This is a genomic window from Burkholderia sp. R-40, from assembly GCF_049942845.1.
Classification (GTDB): domain Bacteria; phylum Pseudomonadota; class Gammaproteobacteria; order Burkholderiales; family Burkholderiaceae; genus Burkholderia; species Burkholderia ambifaria.
On the sequence record NZ_CP187967.1, the window covers coordinates 1,745,515 to 1,764,444 of the forward strand.

Annotated in this window: 14 protein-coding genes; all 14 read left to right on the forward strand. The window is 68.6% G+C overall.

Translation table 11 applies throughout. From position 1 onward, the window contains the following. Positions 1 to 16 precede the first annotated feature (16 nt). Entirely contained in the window at positions 17 to 1,204 is a 1,188-nt protein-coding gene (locus ACP26O_RS08145; protein WP_011656808.1) for a MexX/AxyX family multidrug efflux RND transporter periplasmic adaptor subunit, read from the forward strand. Positions 1,205 to 1,222: 18 nt separating this feature from the next. Then, the gene (locus tag ACP26O_RS08150) at positions 1,223 to 4,360 is read left to right on the forward strand and encodes a multidrug efflux RND transporter permease subunit (protein WP_175665164.1); all 3,138 of its coding nucleotides are present in this window, start codon (positions 1,223 to 1,225) and stop codon (positions 4,358 to 4,360) included. Further along, the gene (locus tag ACP26O_RS08155) at positions 4,360 to 5,817 is read left to right on the forward strand and encodes an efflux transporter outer membrane subunit (RefSeq protein ID WP_175665165.1); all 1,458 of its coding nucleotides are present in this window, start codon (positions 4,360 to 4,362) and stop codon (positions 5,815 to 5,817) included. Before ACP26O_RS08150 ends, ACP26O_RS08155 begins: the two co-directional genes overlap by 1 nt. An 833-nt stretch (positions 5,818 to 6,650) precedes the next feature. Beyond that, the gene (locus ACP26O_RS08160; RefSeq protein ID WP_011656811.1) at positions 6,651 to 7,163 is read left to right on the forward strand and encodes a fimbrial protein; all 513 of its coding nucleotides are present in this window, start codon (positions 6,651 to 6,653) and stop codon (positions 7,161 to 7,163) included. A 121-nt stretch (positions 7,164 to 7,284) separates the two neighbouring features. Then, the gene (locus tag ACP26O_RS08165) at positions 7,285 to 9,738 is read left to right on the forward strand and encodes a fimbria/pilus outer membrane usher protein (protein WP_175665246.1); all 2,454 of its coding nucleotides are present in this window, start codon (positions 7,285 to 7,287) and stop codon (positions 9,736 to 9,738) included. Between the two features lie 15 nt (positions 9,739 to 9,753). Further along, positions 9,754 to 10,500: a fimbrial biogenesis chaperone gene (locus tag ACP26O_RS08170; protein ID WP_175665166.1), complete on the forward strand. Its 747-nt coding sequence runs from the start codon at positions 9,754 to 9,756 to the stop codon at positions 10,498 to 10,500. Beyond that, positions 10,497 to 11,519 carry a fimbrial protein gene (locus ACP26O_RS08175; RefSeq protein WP_175665167.1) on the forward strand — a complete coding sequence of 341 codons (1,023 nt, stop codon included), beginning with the start codon at positions 10,497 to 10,499 and terminating at the stop codon, positions 11,517 to 11,519. The genes ACP26O_RS08170 and ACP26O_RS08175 overlap by 4 nt, the downstream gene beginning before the upstream one ends. Positions 11,520 to 11,945: 426 nt before the next feature. Next, the gene (locus tag ACP26O_RS08180) at positions 11,946 to 12,614 is read left to right on the forward strand and encodes an RNA polymerase factor sigma-70 (RefSeq protein WP_175665168.1); all 669 of its coding nucleotides are present in this window, start codon (positions 11,946 to 11,948) and stop codon (positions 12,612 to 12,614) included. A gap of 95 nt (positions 12,615 to 12,709) precedes the next feature. Continuing rightward, positions 12,710 to 12,952 (forward strand): MbtH family protein, encoded by a 243-nt coding sequence (locus tag ACP26O_RS08185; protein WP_006753776.1) that lies wholly within the window; start codon positions 12,710 to 12,712, stop codon positions 12,950 to 12,952. Positions 12,953 to 12,998: 46 nt separating this feature from the next. Continuing rightward, complete coding sequence (locus ACP26O_RS08190; RefSeq protein WP_175665169.1) at positions 12,999 to 14,018, forward strand: TauD/TfdA family dioxygenase; 1,020 nt, start codon at positions 12,999 to 13,001, stop codon at positions 14,016 to 14,018. Continuing rightward, the gene (locus ACP26O_RS08195) at positions 14,008 to 14,859 is read left to right on the forward strand and encodes an ABC transporter ATP-binding protein (protein ID WP_175665170.1); all 852 of its coding nucleotides are present in this window, start codon (positions 14,008 to 14,010) and stop codon (positions 14,857 to 14,859) included. The genes ACP26O_RS08190 and ACP26O_RS08195 overlap by 11 nt, the downstream gene beginning before the upstream one ends. Continuing rightward, complete coding sequence (gene fhuB / locus ACP26O_RS08200; RefSeq protein ID WP_175665171.1) at positions 14,856 to 16,949, forward strand: Fe(3+)-hydroxamate ABC transporter permease FhuB; 2,094 nt, start codon at positions 14,856 to 14,858, stop codon at positions 16,947 to 16,949. The genes ACP26O_RS08195 and fhuB overlap by 4 nt, the downstream gene beginning before the upstream one ends. Then, the gene (gene fhuF / locus ACP26O_RS08205; RefSeq protein WP_175665172.1) at positions 16,946 to 17,746 is read left to right on the forward strand and encodes a siderophore-iron reductase FhuF; all 801 of its coding nucleotides are present in this window, start codon (positions 16,946 to 16,948) and stop codon (positions 17,744 to 17,746) included. Before fhuB ends, fhuF begins: the two co-directional genes overlap by 4 nt. Further along, on the forward strand, positions 17,743 to 18,780 hold the full coding sequence (locus tag ACP26O_RS08210) for an ABC transporter substrate-binding protein (RefSeq protein ID WP_175665173.1): 1,038 nt from the start codon (positions 17,743 to 17,745) through the stop codon (positions 18,778 to 18,780). Before fhuF ends, ACP26O_RS08210 begins: the two co-directional genes overlap by 4 nt. Positions 18,781 to 18,930 lie beyond the last annotated feature (150 nt).

Below are 18,930 nucleotides of genomic sequence, written 5' to 3' on the forward strand. Positions count from 1 at the left end.
GTTTCCGAGGTCACACATGAATAACAAACGCTCCCTCGCGCGCCGCCTCCGGCTGGCGCCCGTCGCGCTCGCGGCCATGCTGGCCGTGGCGGGATGCGGAAAGGGCGACAAGGACAAGGCGCCGGAGGCCATTCAGAACGCGACGGTCGTGACGGTGCGTCCGACGGCCGTGCCGATGACCGTCGAATTGCCGGGCCGGCTCGACGCGTATCGGCAAGCGCAAGTGCGCGCACGGGTCGCGGGCATCGTCACCGCGCGGACTTACGAGGAAGGCCAGGAAGTGAAGCAGGGCGCGGTGCTGTTCCGCATCGATCCCGCGCCGCTGAAGGCCGCGCGCGATGCCGCGCAGGGTGCGCTCGCGAAGGCGCAGGCCGCCGCGCTCGCGGCGAGCGACAAGCGCCGCCGTTACGACGACCTGGTGCGCGACCACGCGGTCAGCGAGCGCGATCACACCGAGGCCGTCGCCGACGACACGCGCGCGAAGGCCGACGTCGCTTCCGCGAAGGCGGAGCTCGCCCGCGCGCAGCTGCAGCTCGACTATGCGACCGTCACCGCGCCGATTTCGGGCCGCGCACGACGCGCGCTCGTCACCGAAGGCGCGCTCGTCGGCCAGGACCAGGCGACGCCGCTCACGACCGTCGAGCAGCTCGATCCGATCTACGTGAATTTCTCGCAGCCGGCGGCCGACGTCGACGCGTTGCGTCGCGCGGTGAAGAGCGGGCACGCGACGGGGATCGCGCAGCACGACGTCACGGTGACGCTGCGGCGCGCCGACGGCACCGCGTATCCGCTGAAGGGCAAGCTGCTGTTCAGCGATCTCGCGGTCGATCCGACCACCGATACCGTCGCGATGCGCGCGCTGTTCCCCAATCCCGAGCGCGAGCTGCTGCCGGGCGCGTATGTGCGGATCGCGCTCGATGCGGCCGTCGACCAGCGGGCGATCCTCGTGCCGCGCGATGCGTTGCTGCGCACGGCCGAGCGCACGTCGGTGCGCGTGGTCGGCACGAACGGCAAGGTGAAGGACGTCGAGGTCGTCGCCGACCAGATGAGCGGACGCGACTGGCGCATCACGCGCGGGTTGTCGGGCGGCGAGCGCGTGATCGTCGACAACGCCGCGCAGTTCGCGCCCGATACCGCCGTCAAGCCCGTCGAGCAGGCATCGCCGACGAAGGCCGCGCAACCGGCGGCCGCCCGTCAAACCTGACCGGTTCAATAGACCAACATGGCACGTTTCTTCATCGATCGCCCCGTCTTCGCGTGGGTGATCGCACTCTTCATCATGCTCGGCGGCGCGTTCGCGATTCGCGCGCTGCCCGTGGCGCAATACCCGGACATCGCGCCGCCCGTCGTCAGCATCTATGCGACGTATCCGGGCGCGTCCGCGCAGGTCGTCGAGGAATCGGTGACCGCGCTGATCGAGCGCGAAATGAACGGCGCGCCGGGGCTGCTGTATACGTCCGCGACGAGCAGCGCCGGCGCCGCGTCGCTGTACCTGACGTTCAAGCAGGGTGTCAACGCCGATCTCGCGGCCGTCGAAGTGCAGAACCGGCTGAAGACGGTCGAGGCGCGGCTGCCCGAACCGGTGCGGCGCGACGGCATCCAGGTCGAGAAGGCCGCGGACAACATCCAGCTCGTCGTGTCGCTCACATCGGACGACGGCCGGATGACCGACGTGCAGCTCGGCGAATACGCGTCGGCGAACGTCGTGCAGGCGCTGCGCCGCGTCGACGGCGTCGGCAAGGTGCAGTTCTGGGGCGCCGAATACGCGATGCGGATCTGGCCCGATCCGGTGAAGCTGGCCGGTCACGGCCTCACCGCGTCGGACATCGCGTCGGCCGTGCGCGCGCACAACGCGCGCGTGACGGTCGGCGACATCGGCCGCAGCGCGGTGCCGGACAGCGCGCCGATCGCGGCGACCGTGTTCGCCGATGCGCCGCTGAAGACGCCGGCCGATTTCGGCGCGATCGCGCTGCGCACGCAGCCGGACGGCTCCGCGCTCCACCTGCGCGACGTCGCGCGCATCGAGTTCGGCGGCAACGACTACAACTATCCGTCGTACGTGAACGGCAAGGTCGCGACCGGCATGGGCATCAAGCTCGCGCCGGGCTCGAACGCGGTGGCGACCGAGAAGCGCGTGCGCGCGACGATGGACGAGCTGTCCGCGTATTTCCCGCCGGGCGTGAAGTATCAGATCCCGTACGAGACGTCGTCGTTCGTGCGCGTGTCGATGAACAAGGTCGTCACGACGCTGATCGAGGCCGGCGTGCTGGTGTTCCTCGTGATGTTCCTGTTCATGCAGAACCTGCGCGCGACGCTGATTCCGACGCTCGTCGTGCCGGTCGCGCTCGCGGGCACGTTCGGCGTGATGTATGCGGCGGGCTTCTCGATCAACGTGCTGACGATGTTCGGGATGGTGCTCGCGATCGGCATCCTCGTCGACGATGCGATCGTCGTCGTCGAGAACGTCGAACGGCTGATGGTCGAGGAGGGCCTCGCGCCCTACGACGCGACCGTCAAGGCGATGCGGCAGATCAGCGGCGCGATCGTCGGGATCACCGTGGTGCTGACGTCGGTGTTCGTGCCGATGGCGTTCTTCGGCGGCGCGGTGGGCAACATCTACCGGCAGTTCGCGCTGTCGCTCGCGGTGTCGATCGGCTTCTCGGCGTTTCTCGCGCTGTCGCTCACGCCCGCGCTGTGCGCGACGCTGCTCAAGCCGGTGTCCGGCGACCATCACGAGAAGCGCGGCTTCTTCGGCTGGTTCAACGGTTTCGTCGCGCGTTCGACGCAGCGTTATGCGACGCGCGTCGGCGCGATGCTGAAGAAGCCGCTGCGCTGGCTGGTCGTGTACGGCGCGCTGACCGCGGCCGCGGCGCTGATGCTCACGCAACTGCCGAGCGCGTTCCTGCCCGACGAGGACCAGGGCAACTTCATGGTGATGGTGATCCGGCCGCAGGGCACGCCGCTCGCGGAAACGATGCAGAGCGTGCGCGAGGTCGAATCGTATATTCGCCGCGACGAGCCGGCCGCGTACACGTTCGCGCTCGGCGGCTTCAACCTGTACGGCGAAGGGCCGAACGGCGGGATGATCTTCGTCACGCTGAAGAACTGGAAGGAGCGCAAGGCCGCGCGCGATCACGTGCAGGCGATCGTCGCGCGCATCAACGAGCGCTTCGCGGGCACGGCGAACACCACGGTGTTCGCGATGAACTCGCCGGCGCTGCCCGATCTCGGCTCGACGAGCGGCTTCGACTTCCGGCTGCAGAACCGCGGCGGGCTCGACTACGCCGCGTTCAGCGCCGCGCGCGAGCAACTGCTCGCGGCGGGCGGCAAGGATCCGGCGCTCACCGACGTGATGTTCGCCGGCACGCAGGACGCGCCGCAGCTGAAGCTCGACATCGATCGCGCGAAGGCGTCGGCGCTCGGCGTGTCGATGGACGAGATCAACACGACGCTCGCGGTGATGTTCGGCTCCGACTATATCGGCGACTTCATGCACGGCACGCAGGTGCGCCGCGTGATCGTGCAGGCCGACGGGCTGCACCGGCTCGATCCGGCCGACGTGCAGAAGCTGCGCGTACGCAACGCGGGCGGCGAGATGGTGCCGCTCGCGGCGTTCGCGACGCTGCACTGGACGCTCGGGCCGCCGCAGCTCACGCGCTACAACGGTTATCCGTCGTTCACGATCAACGGCTCGGCCGCGCCCGGCCACAGCAGCGGCGAAGCGATGGCCGCGATCGAACGGATCGCCGCGAAGCTGCCGGCCGGCATCGGCCACGCGTGGTCGGGGCAGTCGTTTGAGGAGCGGCTGTCGGGCGCGCAGGCGCCGATGCTGTTCGCGCTGTCGGTGCTCGTCGTGTTCCTCGCGCTCGCGGCGCTGTACGAGAGCTGGTCGATCCCGTTCGCGGTGATGCTGGTCGTCCCGCTCGGCGTGATCGGCGCGGTGCTCGGCGTCACGCTGCGCGCGATGCCGAACGACATCTATTTCAAGGTGGGGCTGATCGCGACGATCGGGTTGTCCGCGAAGAACGCGATCCTGATCGTCGAGGTCGCGAAGGACCTGGTCGCGCAGCGCATGTCGCTCGTCGACGCCGCGCTCGAGGCCGCACGCCTGCGGCTGCGGCCGATCGTGATGACGTCGCTCGCGTTCGGCGTCGGCGTGCTGCCGCTCGCGTTCGCGTCGGGCGCCGCATCCGGCGCGCAGATGGCGATCGGCACCGGCGTGCTCGGCGGCATGATCACGGCGACGGTGCTCGCGGTGTTCCTCGTCCCGCTGTTTTTCGTGATCGTCGGCCGCCTGTTCGACGTCGGCCCGCGCCGGCGCGGCGGCGCGCAGCCGGCGACGATGGAGGGTTCGCAGTGATGTTTGCATTGAATGCATGGGCCGCACCGAGGCTTCCGCTCGCGCTGGCCGCCGTGCTCGCGCTCGCGGGCTGCTCGCTTGCGCCGCGTTACGAGCGGCCGGCGGCGCCGGTGCCGGCCAGCTATGCGACGGTCGATGGCGACACGCAGCAGGGCGTCGGCCCGGCTTCGACGGCCGACGCCGCGCTGCTCGACGACTGGCGCGCGTATTTCACCGATCCGGCGCTGCAGGCATGGATCGATGCCGCGCTCGCGAACAATCGCGACTTGCGGATCGCGGCCGGCCGGCTCGACGAAGCGCGCGCGCTGTACGGCGTGCAGCGCGCGGACCTGATGCCGTCGGTCGACGCGAACCTCGGCTACGAACGCACGCGCCAGTACGATCCGGTCGTGCGCGAGAGCGCGGTGAGCGGGCTGTATCGCGCGGGCGTCGGCGTCAGCGCGTACGAGCTCGACCTGTTCGGCCGCGTGCGCAACCTGTCCGATGCGGCGCTCGCCGAGTATTTCGCGACGGCCGACGCGCAGCGCACGGTGCGCATCGGCGTGATTGCCGAAGTCGCGGGGGCGTACGTGTCGGAGCGATCGTTGCGCGAGCAACTGGCGCTGGCCCAGCGCACGCTCGACGCGCGCGAGCGCATCGCCGCGCTCACGCAGCGCCGCTACGCGGCCGGCACGAGCGACGCGATCGAACTGCGTTCGGCCGAGATGCTGGTCGCGTCCGCGCGGGCATCGCAGGCTGCGCTGCAGCGCGAGCATGCGCAATCGGTGCGCGCGCTGCAATTGCTCGCCGGCGATTTCGCGCGCAGCGTGCCCGCCGACGGCACCGCGCTCGACACGCTCGCGATCGCGCCGGTGGCGCCCGGCGCGCCGAGCGCGCTGCTGGAGCGGCGGCCGGACATCCGGCAGGCCGAGTCGCGGCTCAAGGCCGCGAACGCGCAGATCGGCGCCGCGCGCGCGGCATTCTTCCCGCGCGTCGCGCTGACCACCGACTACGGCTCGGTCAGCGATGCGTTCTCGACCCTGTTCGCGGCCGGCACGAGCGTGTGGACGTTCGCGCCGCGCATCACGCTGCCGATTTTCGCGGGTGGTCGCAATCGCGCGAATCTCGACGTCGCGAATGCGCGCAAGCACATCGCGGTCGCCGAGTACGAGAAGACCGTGCAGACCGCGTTCCGCGAAGTGGCCGACGCATTCGCCGCGCGCGACTGGATCGATCGCCAGCTCGCCGCGCAGCAGGACGTCTACGCGGCCGACGGCGCGCGGTTGAAACTCGCCGAGCGCCGCTATGCGGGCGGCGTCGCGACGTATCTCGAACTGCTCGACGCGCAGCGCAGCACGTACGAGTCCGGGCATGAGCTGATCCGGCTCAAGGCGCTGCGGCTCGCGAATGCGATCGCGCTATATCGCGCGCTCGGCGGCGGGTGGGCGCCGGCCACCGCTGGCGAAGCTGCCGCGTGATGGCTTGACCGGCATCGGCCAGGTGGCGGCGGCGCATCGCGATGCGTCGCCGCTGCCGCGGTCGGTGTTGCTGCTGTCGGGTTTCCGGCAGCCATCGACGACACGTGCATGCGGGCGTCGTCGACTCCGTTTTTCCTCCACGCAGTCGGGTTGAAGGGCCGCCTTCCACTCGACTCGCATCCCGGCGACCGATCGCGTCGCCGCCGGCCTCCGATCGTGCCGGATTTCCTCTTATTCCGACTCCATCCAGTGCCGCGGACGTCCTTTTGGCGCGCACGGTTTTACACGCCGCTTTAATCCCGGGTTGACGATTCGATTAATTCGCGAATTGCGAACAATAAGAGGCGACAAAGTGTCGCGGTAAAACGTTTGTGCGAATTTCGCAATCGTTTGCGCGAAAATTTTGCGGCGTTGAATATCGCTCGTTAATTTCCTGTCAGTTGAAAGTCATCGAATGCTTTCGTTGCGATAGGACAACGATGGCGGAATCGGACAGAGTTTTGGCATTTCACGTCGGGTATCTCGAAAGGCCTTGTCCGGTAAGGAGAAGCGGGGAGTTCTCAAGCCCGAAAAGGAAATGTCTTTAATTTTCAGTTGGTTCCGGAAAATAAAAAAGGACTGCGGACGAAAATATCGGGATTGACGGCCGGCAGGAGGGATTGGGTTTTGAAACCCATAAAACGAAGATTGTCATTGAGATTTGACAATGATTTACAAAATCCCTTCGCGCTTATCTCGATAATGCCGCCTCGTGTCGGACGGGAGCCAACCACACGCTGCCTTTTGTATCCGCCACGTCGTCTGTTCCCTTTGCAATTCTCACGGAAAACGTCATGAAAAAATCCCTCCTGAGCGCGGTCGCACTCGCAGCCCTGTCCACTTCGGCCTTCGCAGCGGGCACCGGCACGATCAACTTCACGGGCGAGATCGTCGCGGGCGCATGCGGCATCGATTCGAACTCCGTCAACCAGACCGTGCAGCTCGGCAAGGTGCCGACCAACAAGTTCAAGCAAGCCGGCGACAAGTCGGACGCGGTGTCGTTCGACATCAAGCTGACCGACTGCGACACCAGCATCGCGCAGAACGCGTACTTCACGTTCACGGGCACGTCGAGCGCGGGCCAGCCGAAGCTGCTCGCGACGATCGGTTCGGCAACCAACGTCGGCATCCGCCTGCAGTCCGCATCGGGCGAATACCTCGACAACGGCGCCGAGCAGAAGGCGCCGACCCTGCTGCAAAACGGCACGAACATCGCGCGCTTCGCAGCGATGTACGAAGCCACGGCCGCCGGCGTGACGCCGGGTACGGCCGACGGCGTCGCGAACTTCACGGTCCGCTACCAGTAAGCGCCGTATCGGAGAAGGGGTGTGCACACCCTTTCTCCGTCTTCCTTGCCTTCACGTCTCTACTTCCCCGGATTTCCGGTAGCGCCGCGTGCGAATCAGACATTCCTTCCTTTGCGTCTCCGTGCTGGTCGTCGGCAGCCCGAGCCATGCGACGGAATTCAATTCGTCGTTCCTCGACATCGACGGCACGAGCAATGTCGACCTGTCTCAGTTCTCGCAGCCCGACTTCACGCTGCCGGGCGAGTACATGCTCGACGTGCAGGTCAACGACCTGTTCTACGGGCTGCAGGCGATTCAGTTCATCGCGCTCGACGCATCCGGCGCGGGCAAGCCGTGCCTGCCGCCGGAACTCGTCGCGCGGTTCGGGCTGAAACCGTCGCTCGCGAAGGACCTGCCGCGCTTGCAGGGCGGACGTTGCGTCGATCTCGGCGCGATCGAGGGTGCGACCGTGCGTTACCTGAAGAGCGACGGACGGCTGAAGATCACGATTCCGCAGGCCGCGCTCGAATTCACCGATTCGACCTACCTGCCGCCGTCGAGCTGGTCCGACGGGATTGCGGGCGCGATGCTCGACTATCGCGTGATCGCGAACACGAACCGCAACTTCGGTTCGGGCGGCGGACAGACGAATTCGATCCAGGCCTACGGAACGATCGGCGCGAACTGGGATGCATGGCGCTTTCGCGGCGACTACCAGGCGCAGTCGAACGTGGGCAATACGGCGTATGCGGACCGCACGTTCCGCTTCAGCCGGCTTTACGCGTTTCGCGCGCTGCCGTCGATCCAGTCGACGGTGACGTTCGGCGACGACTACCTGAGCTCGGACATTTTCGACACGTTCGCGCTGACGGGCGCGTCGATCCGCAGCGACGATCGCATGCTGCCGCCTTCGCTGCGCGGCTATGCGCCGCTGATCTCGGGCGTCGCGCGCACCAACGCGACCGTGACCGTGTCGCAGGCGGGCCGCGTGCTGTACGTGACGCGCGTGTCGCCGGGCGCGTTCGCGCTGCAGAACATCAACACGAGCGTGCAGGGCACGCTCGACGTCACGGTCGATGAGGAAGACGGCAGCGTGCAGCGCTTCCAGGTGACGACAGCCGCGGTGCCGTTCCTCGCCCGTACCGGACAGCTGCGCTACAAGGCCGCCATCGGCAAGCCGCGGCAGTTCGGCGGCGCCGGCATCACGCCGTTCTTCGGGTTCGGTGAAGTCGCGTATGGGTTGCCGTTCGACGTCACGCTGTACGGCGGCTTCATCGCCGCGTCGGGCTATACGTCGATCGCACTGGGCGTCGGCCGCGATTTCGGCACGTTCGGCGCGGTATCGGCCGATGTCACGCATGCGCGTGCGCACCTGTGGTGGAACGGCGCGACGCGCAACGGCAACTCGTATCGCATCAATTATTCGAAGCACTTCGACGGGCTCGACGCGGACGTGCGCTTCTTCGGCTATCGCTTCTCCGAACGCGAGTACACCAACTTCGCGCAGTTCTCGGGCGACCCGACCGCATACGGCCTCGCCAACAGCAAGCAACGCTACTCGGCGACGATGTCCAAGCGCTTCGGCGACACGTCGACCTATTTCTCGTACGACCAGACGACCTACTGGGCCCGCGCGTCGGAGCAGCGCGTCGGCCTCACGCTCACGCGCGCATTTTCGATCGGCGCACTGCGCAACCTGAACGTCAGCGTGTCGGCGTTCCGCACGCAAAGCGCGGGCGCGAGCGGCAACCAGTTCTCGGTGACCGCGACGCTGCCGCTGGGCGGCCGCCACACCGTCACGTCGAACCTGACGACGGGCAGCGGCAGCACGAGCGCGAACGCGGGCTACATCTACGACGATCCGGCCGGCCGCACGTACCAGATCAACGCGGGCGCGACCGACGGCCGCGCGTCGGCGAACGCGAGCTTCCGCCAGCGAACGTCGACTTACCAGCTGAGCGCGCAGGCGTCGACGCTCGCCAACGCGTATGCGGCCGCGTCGCTCGAAGTCGACGGCTCGCTCGTCGCGACGCAGTACGGCGTGTCCGCGCATGCGAACGGCAACGCGGGCGATACGCGGCTGCTGGTATCGACCGATGGCGTGCCCGACGTGCCGCTGTCCGGCACGCTCACGCATACCGACTCGCGCGGCTATGCGGTGCTCGACGGGATCTCGCCGTACAACGTGTACGACGCGACCGTCAACGTCGAGAAGCTGCCGCTCGAGGTGCAGGTGTCGAACCCGATCCAGCGCATGGTGCTGACCGACGGTGCGATCGGTTTCGTGAAGTTTTCCGCCGCGCGCGGCAGCAACCTGTACCTGACGCTGACCGATGCGGCCGGCAAGCCGCTGCCGTTCGGCGCATCCGTGCAGGACGCGGCGAACGGCAAGGAGCTCGGCATCGTCGGCGAAGCCGGCGCCGCGTTCCTGACCCAGGTGCAGCCGAAATCCGCGCTGGTGGTGCGGGCAGGCGAACGCACGCTGTGCGCGGTGAATGCACTGCCGAACCAGCTTCAACTCGAAGGCACGCCGATTCCGGTGACGTGCCAGCCGCCCGGCGAGTCGCATGCAGCGGCCGCACGGGTCGACCGATGATTTCACGGATCCCGCATGAACCCTGTTTTCTCTCTTTCCTTCCCGCGCCGCGCGGCGTGCATGCTGACCGCGGCCAGCGCGCTGCTCGCAGGCGCCGCGCACGCGGCGATCGTGCCGGACCGCACGCGCGTGATCTTCAACGAAGGCGAACCGGCCGCGATCGTCACGATCACCAACAAGAGCACGACGTATCCGTATCTCGTGCAGTCGTGGCTCGAGGACACGCGCGGCAACAAGATTACGTCGCCGCTGATGGTCGTGCCGCCGCTGCAGCGCGTCGAGGCGAACGAGCGTAACGTGCTGCGCATCGCGAAGCTGCCCGGGGCCGCGCTGCCGGCCGATCGCGAATCGGTGTTCTATCTGAACATCCGCGAAGTGCCGCCGAAGACCGATACGCCGAACACGCTGCAGATCGCGCTGCATACGCAGATGAAGCTGTTCTACCGGCCGAAGGGCGTGCAGCCCGCACGTGACGAGGACTGGACGCTGCCGATGACGCTGCGCGTCGACGCGGCCGCGCACCGGCTCGTGTTCGACAATCCGACGCCGTACCACGTGACGGTGGTCGACGTGACGGCGGGCGCGCAGAAGACGCCGGTGCCGATCGAGCCCGTGATGGTGGACCCGATGAGCACGGCCGACGTGCCGTTCAAGGCCACAACGCCATCGACGCTGTTCATCACGCATATCGACGATTACGGCGGCCAGGTGGCCGTCGAATATGCGTGTGACGCGGGGGCTTGCAAGAGCGTGAAGCGATGAGTAGCGCAATGCGTGAACGGCACATGCCGGCGGCATGGTTGCGCTGGATCGTGCTCGCGTTGTTCGTTGCGGCGGCGCAGCCCGCGTGGGCGTTGCGGTGCCTGACCAACAGCGGCGCGACCTCGCTGACCGAGCCGATCGGCGGCGTGGCGTCGTATCCGACCGACGCGCCGGATGGCTACGTGATCTGGGTCTCGCCGGTGCGCACAACGACGGGGTATTGCTACAAGGATCTCGGTGACGCGGGCAGCCTGAAAGTCGTCGACAACATCTATTTCTACGCGAACCCGAATCGCACGGACCCGGCCGCGTGGGGGCTCGAGATCGGCATCCGCTACCGGGGCATCGACTATTTCGACAAGACGAGCAATCGCGGCGGCGGCGTGTTTACCGGCTATTCGGTGCCGCCGTGCAGCCGGTACGATTTCGACCGCGGGCGGTGCCAGCAGACCCGCATCAGCATCGACTATCAGGTCGTCGTGCGCAAGAAGGGCAACTGGGTCCAGCCACCGAGCGACATCTACACGGTCTTCCAGTTCGACGGCGAGTTCGGGCTCAATGCGTACAGCCCGAGCTTCCAGTACCGGCTGAGCGGCCTGCGCAACTTGAAGCCGACACCGTGTTTCGTCGACGTGCTCGTCACACCCGAACCGGGCGTCGTCAACTTCGGGCAGGTGCAGGCGGCGGGTAACGGCTTCATGCCGGCAGTGCCGCGCAAGCGGTTCTCGTTGTCATTGACCAAGAAATGCAACGTCGCGGTGCGGGTCGACGGGTATTTCGAAACGAGCTTTCCGGTGCAGAACGGCTTGCTGGTGCCGGCGAAGGACAGCAATTTCGGTATCGGCATCGAGGACAGCCAGGGCAAGGCCATTCCGTTCAATCAGCAGTTCACGCTGGCGCAGTTCGCGTCCAACGTGATGAATCAAAGCGTGTTGATGGACGCGGTGCTGAAATCGTTCGGTCCGCCGAAGATCGGGCGATTCGATGCGACCGCAACGATCCGGTTGTTCATCTACTGACGTGCGGATGCGCGTCCGCGATGGCCGGCACGCGCTTTGAATCGGCACGTCGGTCGTACGACCCCAAAATTTCGCGGGTAATAAGGCTGCGACGACAAATGGCGGCCGTATGCTCGTCGTTAGAATGATGAAAACTTGCGCCGGCACCATGCGGGCGCCGCGGTGCGGGTGAGCGAACCGTGAACCCGCCGCAGAGACGCTCGCAGCAAGAATTCGGGCCGTTTTTGGCATTGGGCGTCTTTCCTTTCAAGTCGAAAGCTATCTGAATGCCGCAGCCTCCATGGCTCCGGCCCATCCTCCAAAGCACCGATTCCCACGATTGATCAGACAAATCCCGACAACCGAAAGGGGCATTCGGTAATCGCATTGAGAATGATTTGCGTTTACGTTAAATTGCCTTATCTCGGAATTCGACGGAGCAGATCGATGGCAATGGCGGAAGTGCTCGAACGCCCGGCAGCGGCAGCGGCGAACCCGTTCCTCGGCAGTTATCCGGACCTGCCGTCGCGCCCCGCGCCGCGTGCGCGTCGTGCCAAGGAACCGCGTGCGCAGGGCGCGCTGCTCGACGTGCTGATTGCCCATCGCGCGATGCTCGTCAACGTAGCGCGCGGCTTCGTCGGCTGCGCGAGCCGCGCCGAGGACGTCGTCCACGACGTATTCGTGAAGCTCGTCGAATTCCCGAACCAGGACGCGGTGCGCCAGCCGGTCGCGTACGTGACGCGGATGGTGCGCAATGCATCGATCGACGCGTGCCGCCGGCAAAGCCTCGAGAACGTCTATCACACGGAAGAGGACGACGGCTTCGACGTGCCGTCGCCGGAACCGACGCCCGAGGCCGCGCTGATGACGCGCGACACGCTGCGCCGCGTGTGGGCCGCGCTCGACGACCTGCCGGCGCGCAGCCGCGCGGCGTTCGAGATGGTGCGGCTGCGCGAGGAGACGCTGCAGACCGCGGCGCGCGCGCTAAACGTGTCGCAGACGCTGGTGCATTTCATGGTGCGCGACGCGGAGCGCCACTGCGCGGAGTGTCTCGACGCGTGCCATCGCGGGGTCGCGTGTCCGGTGTTTCTCGGCGGTCGCGCGCGGCGCCGGTAAAAAATCGCGCCGGCCAATCGTCTTCAAGACAGGAGCGGCCGATTCGACAGTCCGCCGCTTCGCTTCCTTCAACCGTCTCCCGCTTTTTTCCGATCATGACGCAAGCCACGACGCCTTCCGCCGACACCGACGACCTGGTCTACACGGTCGTCATCAACGACGAAGAACAGTATTCGATCTGGCCGACGTTCCGGCCCGTGCCGGCCGGCTGGCGCGAGGTCGGCGTGCGCGGCCCGAAGGCCGACTGCCTCGCGCACATCGAGACGGTCTGGACCGACATGCGCCCCGCGAGCCTGCGCCGCGCGATGGACGGCGAGCGTGCGACGCGCGCGTCGTGACCCGTTGCGCCGCGCTTGGCGGCGCGCCACCTGAAGAGGACGTTGCATGACCCTGCTTTCGTTGCCGACGCTCGACGACCTGCGTATCGAGCCGGGGCTGCCCACTGTCGTGTCGCCGCGCAGCGCCGACGGCATGTCGATCGACGAAGTCGCGCCGCTGGCGCGTGCCATCGCGGCCGACACGCTCGAACGGGCGGGCGGTGTGCTGTTCACCGGCTTTCACGTGCCGTCGATCGATGCGTTCCAGCAGTTCGCGGCATCGTTCGGCGATCCGCTGATCGGCTATGAATATGCGTCGACGCCGCGCAGCCAGGTCGAAGGCGCCGTCTACACGTCGACCGAATACCCGCCGCACCGCGCGATTCCGCTGCACAACGAGCAGTCGTACACGCGCGAGTGGCCGCTGCGGATCTGGTTCCATTGCGCGCTCGCGGCGCCGAAGGGCGGGGCGACGCCGATTGCCGACAGCCGCGCCGTCTATCGCGCGCTCGATCCGGCGCTCGTCGCGCGCTTCGAGCAGCGCGAGCTGCTGTACGTGCGCAATTTCGGCCAGGGGCTCGACCTGCCGTGGCAGCAGTCGTTCGGCACCGACGAGCCGGCCGAGGTCGAGCGGATGTGCGCGGCGCGCGGGATTGAATGCACGTGGCGCACCGACGACGACGGCGAACTGCTGCTGCGCACGCGCGAACGCTGCCAGGCCGTCGCGCGCCATCCGCGCACCGGCGACCGCGTGTGGTTCAACCAGGCGAACCTGTTTCACCTGTCCGCGCTCGACGACGACATGCAGGAAGCGCTCGTCGATGCGGTCGGGCTCGAGAACGTGCCGCGCAACGTGTACTACGGCGACGGCGCGCCGCTGGAAGCCGACGCGCTCGCGGAAATCCGCGGCGTGCTCGAGCGCCAGCGCATCGTGTTCCCGTGGCGCACGGGCGACGTGCTGATGCTCGACAACATGCTGAGCGCGCATGCGCGCGACCCGTTCGACGGGCCGCGCAAGGTGGTCGTGGCGATGGCGCAGAGCTACACGGTCCCGCGCGCGACCGAACGGAGGACCGATGACGCGTAGTACCGCCGCGCTTGCCGCGCGCGGATTGACGGTGGGTTATCGCGACCATGTCGTGATCGACGGGCTGGACCTGTCGATCGCGGCCGGCCGCGTGACGGCGCTGTGCGGCCCGAACGGCTGCGGCAAGAGCACGCTGCTGCGTACGCTCGCGGGCCTGCAGCCGGCACGCGCGGGCCACGTCGACGTGAACGGCAGGCCGCTCGCGTCGTTTCGCCGTCGCGCGCTCGCGCGCGAGCTCACGATGCTCGCGCAGTTCAACCAGATTCCTTCGGGGCTGACCGTGCGCGAGCTCGTCGCGTACGGCCGCTACGCGTATGGCGGCTTCCTGCGCGGGCTGTCGCGTGCCGACCATGCGGCGATCGACGAGGCGCTCGACACGAGCGGCCTCGCCGGCGATGCCGAGCGTGACGTCGGCGCGCTGTCGGGCGGCGAGCGCCAGCGTGCGTGGATCGCGATGGCGCTCGCGCAGCAGGCGCCGATCGTGCTGCTCGACGAGCCGACGACCTATCTCGACATCCATCACCAGCTCGACATCCTCGACGCGCTGCGCGCGCTGAACCGCGCGCGCGGGCTGACGATCGTGTGGGTCCTGCACGACCTAAACCAGGCGGCTGCGTACAGCGACGAGATCGTGCTGATGCGGGCCGGCCGACTCGTCGCGCAGGGGTCGCCCGACGCGATGCTGGAGCCGGCGCAGCTGCGCGCCGCGTTCGGCGTCGACATGCTGAAGCTCGCGCATCCGCAGACGGGCGCGCCGATGTGCGTGCCGGCCTACGGGCCGCCGGCATCCGACACCGCGCACGCGTTCGAGCACGCGGTCGACCGGGATATCGCCGTATGACGACGGTCGCGGGGCGCCAGCGGCTCGCGGCGAGCGGGCAGCGCACGGTATCCGGCCGCCGCGCCGGTGCGATCGCGCTCGGCCTCGTCGTGCTGATCGCCATGCTGGCGGTGCTGCGCGTCGCGCCGGACCTGCGCGTGTGGTGGAACGCCGTGCCGGGCAGCGACGCCGCCGCGCTCGCGGGCGTGTTCCTGTTCGATCTCAACCTGCCGCGCGTCGCGGCCGCGCTCGTCGCGGGCGGCTGTCTGGGCATCGCGGGCGCGCTGTTCCAGTCGCTCACGCGCAACCCGCTCGCGTCGCCCGACCTGCTCGGCGTGACGGGCGGCGCGCAGCTCGGCCTGCTCGCGGCGATGCTGGTGCCGGCGCTCGCCGGGGTCGCATCGGTGCCGCTGCTGTTCGTCTGCGGGCTAATCGCCGCCGCATGCGCGATCGTCGCGGCCGGCGGCTGGCGCGCGACGCCGTTGCGGCTCGTGCTCGCGGGCAGCGTCTGCATGCTGCTGTTCGCGGCGCTGTCGACGCTCGTGCTCGCGTTCTTCGAGCAGAACATCGCGGGCGCCGCGCTGTGGACCAACGGCAGTCTCTATCAACCGGGCGCGACCGGGCTCGCGCTCGCCGCGCGCTGGCTCGTCGTGCCGCTGCTTGCGCTGCCGTTCGTGATCCGGCCGCTGAATCCGCTCGCGCTCGGCGACGAGGCGGCGGCCGCGGCCGGCGTGCGTGTCGATGCGACGCGGCTCGCCGCGACGATCGTCGCGGTCGCGTTCACGAGCGTCGCGGTCAGCATCGCGGGCCCGCTGTCGTATGTCGGGCTCGTCGCGCCGAACCTGCTGCGCCAGGTGCGCGGGGCCCGCGCCGCGCGGCTCGGCGTGCTGGTGCCGTTGTCGGCGCTCGCGGGCGGTGCGCTCGTGCTGGTCACCGACAGCGCGGTGCTCGCGTCGGGCCTCGACGCGACGCTGTCGACAGGTGTCGCGATCGCGCTCGTCGGCACGCCGCTGATGCTCGCGATGATCCGGCGCGGCGCCGCGTGGTCGGGCGTGCTGCATGCGCAAGCCGAACGCGCGGCCGGCAGCGGCTCGACGCGCGTGGTCGGCTGGCTCGAAGGGCTCGGCTGGCCGCTGCGCACCGTGCTGTTCGTCGCGGCCAGCGGGCTCGCGCTGTTCGTCGGCGTATCGGCCGGCCCCGAGTGGCTGTCGCCCGCGCGCTGGTTGGCCGCGCTGTCGGGCCACGATGCGCTCGCGCGGATGCTGATCGACCTGCGCATGCCGCGGCTGCTGTGCGCGCTCCTCGCGGGCGCGCTGCTGGCCGTGAGCGGCGTCGCGATGCAGAGCGTCGTGCGCAATCCGCTCGCCGGCCCCGAAGTGCTCGGCGTCACGCAGGGAGCGGGGCTCGTCACGCTGTTCGCGTTGTCGACGTGGCCGCTGATGGGCCACGTGACGCTTGCCGCGGCCGCGTTGACCGGCGGTGCGCTGTCGCTCGCGATCACGCTCGCGCTGAATCATCGGCATCGTTACGCACCGCTCGCGGTCGCGCTGACCGGCATCGCGATCGGCGCGCTATGGACCACGCTCGCGCAATGGCTGATCACGCAGGAAAGCGTGCAGCCCGCGCGCTTCGTCGTCTGGCTCGTCGGCGGCACCTACGGCCGCAGCTGGGGCGAGGTGTCGATGCTGCTGCCGTGGTGCGTGCTCGCGGTCCCCGTATTCGCGTGGCTCGCGCGGCCGCTCGACATGCTCGCGCTCGGCGACGACCAGGCGGCCGCGCTCGGGCTGCCGGTCGCCGCGTTGCGGCCGCTCGCGCTGACGATCGCGACGCTCGCGGCCTGCGCGGCCGTCGCGGCCGTCGGGCCGGTCGGCTTCATCGGGCTGATGGCGCCGCACGTCGCGACGATGCTCGGCGCACGCCGGCATCGCACGCGGCTGTGGCTCGCGGCCGCCTGCGGCGCGCTGATCCTCGGCCTCGCCGATCTGGCGGCCCGCACGGTCGTCGCGCCGCGCGAAGTGCCGGCTGGCGTGCTGACCGCGCTGATCGGTGCGCCGTACCTGCTCGGCCTGTTGATCCTCGAGGGGCGCCGCGCCCGGCGCACGGGGCGATGACACCGGCGCTCGACGGCGCATGCGCCACGCGCTTTTCCGCGTTCGCGCCGGAACCATTCGCCGAGCATCTCGACGTCGTATGGCTCGGGATGCCCGACGACACGCACGCGCCGGGCCGGATCGTCGTGCCCGTGAGCGCGCTGCCCGCGCATCGCGACGCGGTGCTCGACGCGATGGTGCGCCATTATGGCGGCGATCCGGCGCAGCATGCGCGCGCGCTGATGTCGCAATGGAGCAAGTACTACTTCGGCCGCGCGGCGCCCGCCGGCGTGGTGGCCGCGCTGACTCTCGGCCGGCCGCTCGACATGACGCCGGAACGCACGTTCGTCGCGCTCGACGACGGGATGCCGGCCGCGTTGTATTTCGCGCCGGCCGCGCTCGGCGCGCCGTGCAGCGAGCCCGCGTCGCGCTATGCGGGGCTCGTCGCGCATCTCGGCGCGGTGATCGACCTGCTCGCGGCAATGGGCCGCGTCACGCCGCGCGTGCTGTGGAGCAACGCGGGCAACCTGCTCGACTATCTGCTCGACACGTACCGGTCGCTGCCGTGCGTGGCGGATCCCGTTCGTGATGCGGACTGGCTGTTCGGCGCGTCCTGCGTGCGCGGCGAGCCGAATCCGCTGCGCCTGCCGGTGCGCGATGCCGTGCCGCGCTCGCCGCTGCTGCCGACACCGTTTCGCGCACGCCGCGTGTGCTGCCTGCGCTATGAAATTCCTGGAGAAACGCAACTGTGTGGAAGCTGCCCCCTGCTATTGACGATGGACGACGCGGCGCTGGCCGGGCAGGACGCGATCCGGTGACGCGGGCCGGCCGCCGCCATGCGCTCGCCGCGTTGGCCGCGCTCGGCGCCGCGTGCTGCGGCGCGCTGGTTGCACCGGCCGTCGCATTCGCTGACGACGCGCACGGCGGGTGGGGCAGCACGGCGTCGCCAGCGGGCCGCTCGCTCGCCGGCAACCCCGTCGTATCGCAGGCGAGCGCGACGATGCCCGTACGGCCGCAACGCGTGGTCGCGCTCGACTTCATGTTCGCGGAAAGCGTGATCGCGCTCGACCTCGTGCCGGTCGGCATGGCCGATACGGCGTTCTATCCGGGCTGGCTCGGCTACGGGAGCGACCGGCTCGCGCACGTGACCGACATCGGTTCACGCCAGGAGCCGGGGCTCGAGGCGATCGCCGCGGTGAAGCCCGATCTCATCATCGGCGTCGGCTTCCGGCATGCGCCGATCTTCGCCGCGCTCGACCGGATCGCGCCGACGATCCTGTTCCAGTTCAGCCCGAACGTGTCGGAAGACGGCGTGCCCGTCACGCAGCTCGACTGGATGCGGGAGATCTTCCGCACGATCGGTGCCGTCACCGGGCGCGACGCGCGTGCGAAAGCGGTGGAAGCGCAACTCGACGCGGGAATCGCCCGCAATGCGGCGCGGCTCAGGGAGGCCGGGCGCAGCGGTGAACGCATCGCACTGCTGCAGGATCTCGGTCTGCCCGACCGCTACTGGGCCTATACGGGCAACAGCACGTCGGCGGGGCTGGCGCGCGCGCTCGGGCTCGATCCGTGGCCGAAGAAGCCGACGCGGGAAGGCACGGTTTACGTGACGTCCGCCGATTTGCTCCGGCAGCGCGATCTCGCCGTGCTGTTCGTCACCGCAACGGGGATGGACGTGCCGCTGTCGTCGAAACTCGATTCGCCGGTGTGGCGTTTCGTGCCCGCGCTGCGCGACCATCGGATCGCGCTCATCGAGCGCAATATCTGGGGGTTCGGCGGCCCGATGTCGGCGCTCAAGCTGGCCGACGTGATGACCGATACGATGCTGAAGCTGCCGGCCGTCGGGCGTTGAACGGTAGCAGCGCGTCGTGAGCGGGCGGGGTGGTGTGGTCGGGAACTGCGTTGCCGTCCGCATGTTGCCCGAACGGGCTGCAACATTCCCGTGGCCTTTCCCGATTTTCCAAACCTTCCCGATCCTTCCAACCGGACACCGCCCGCGCGC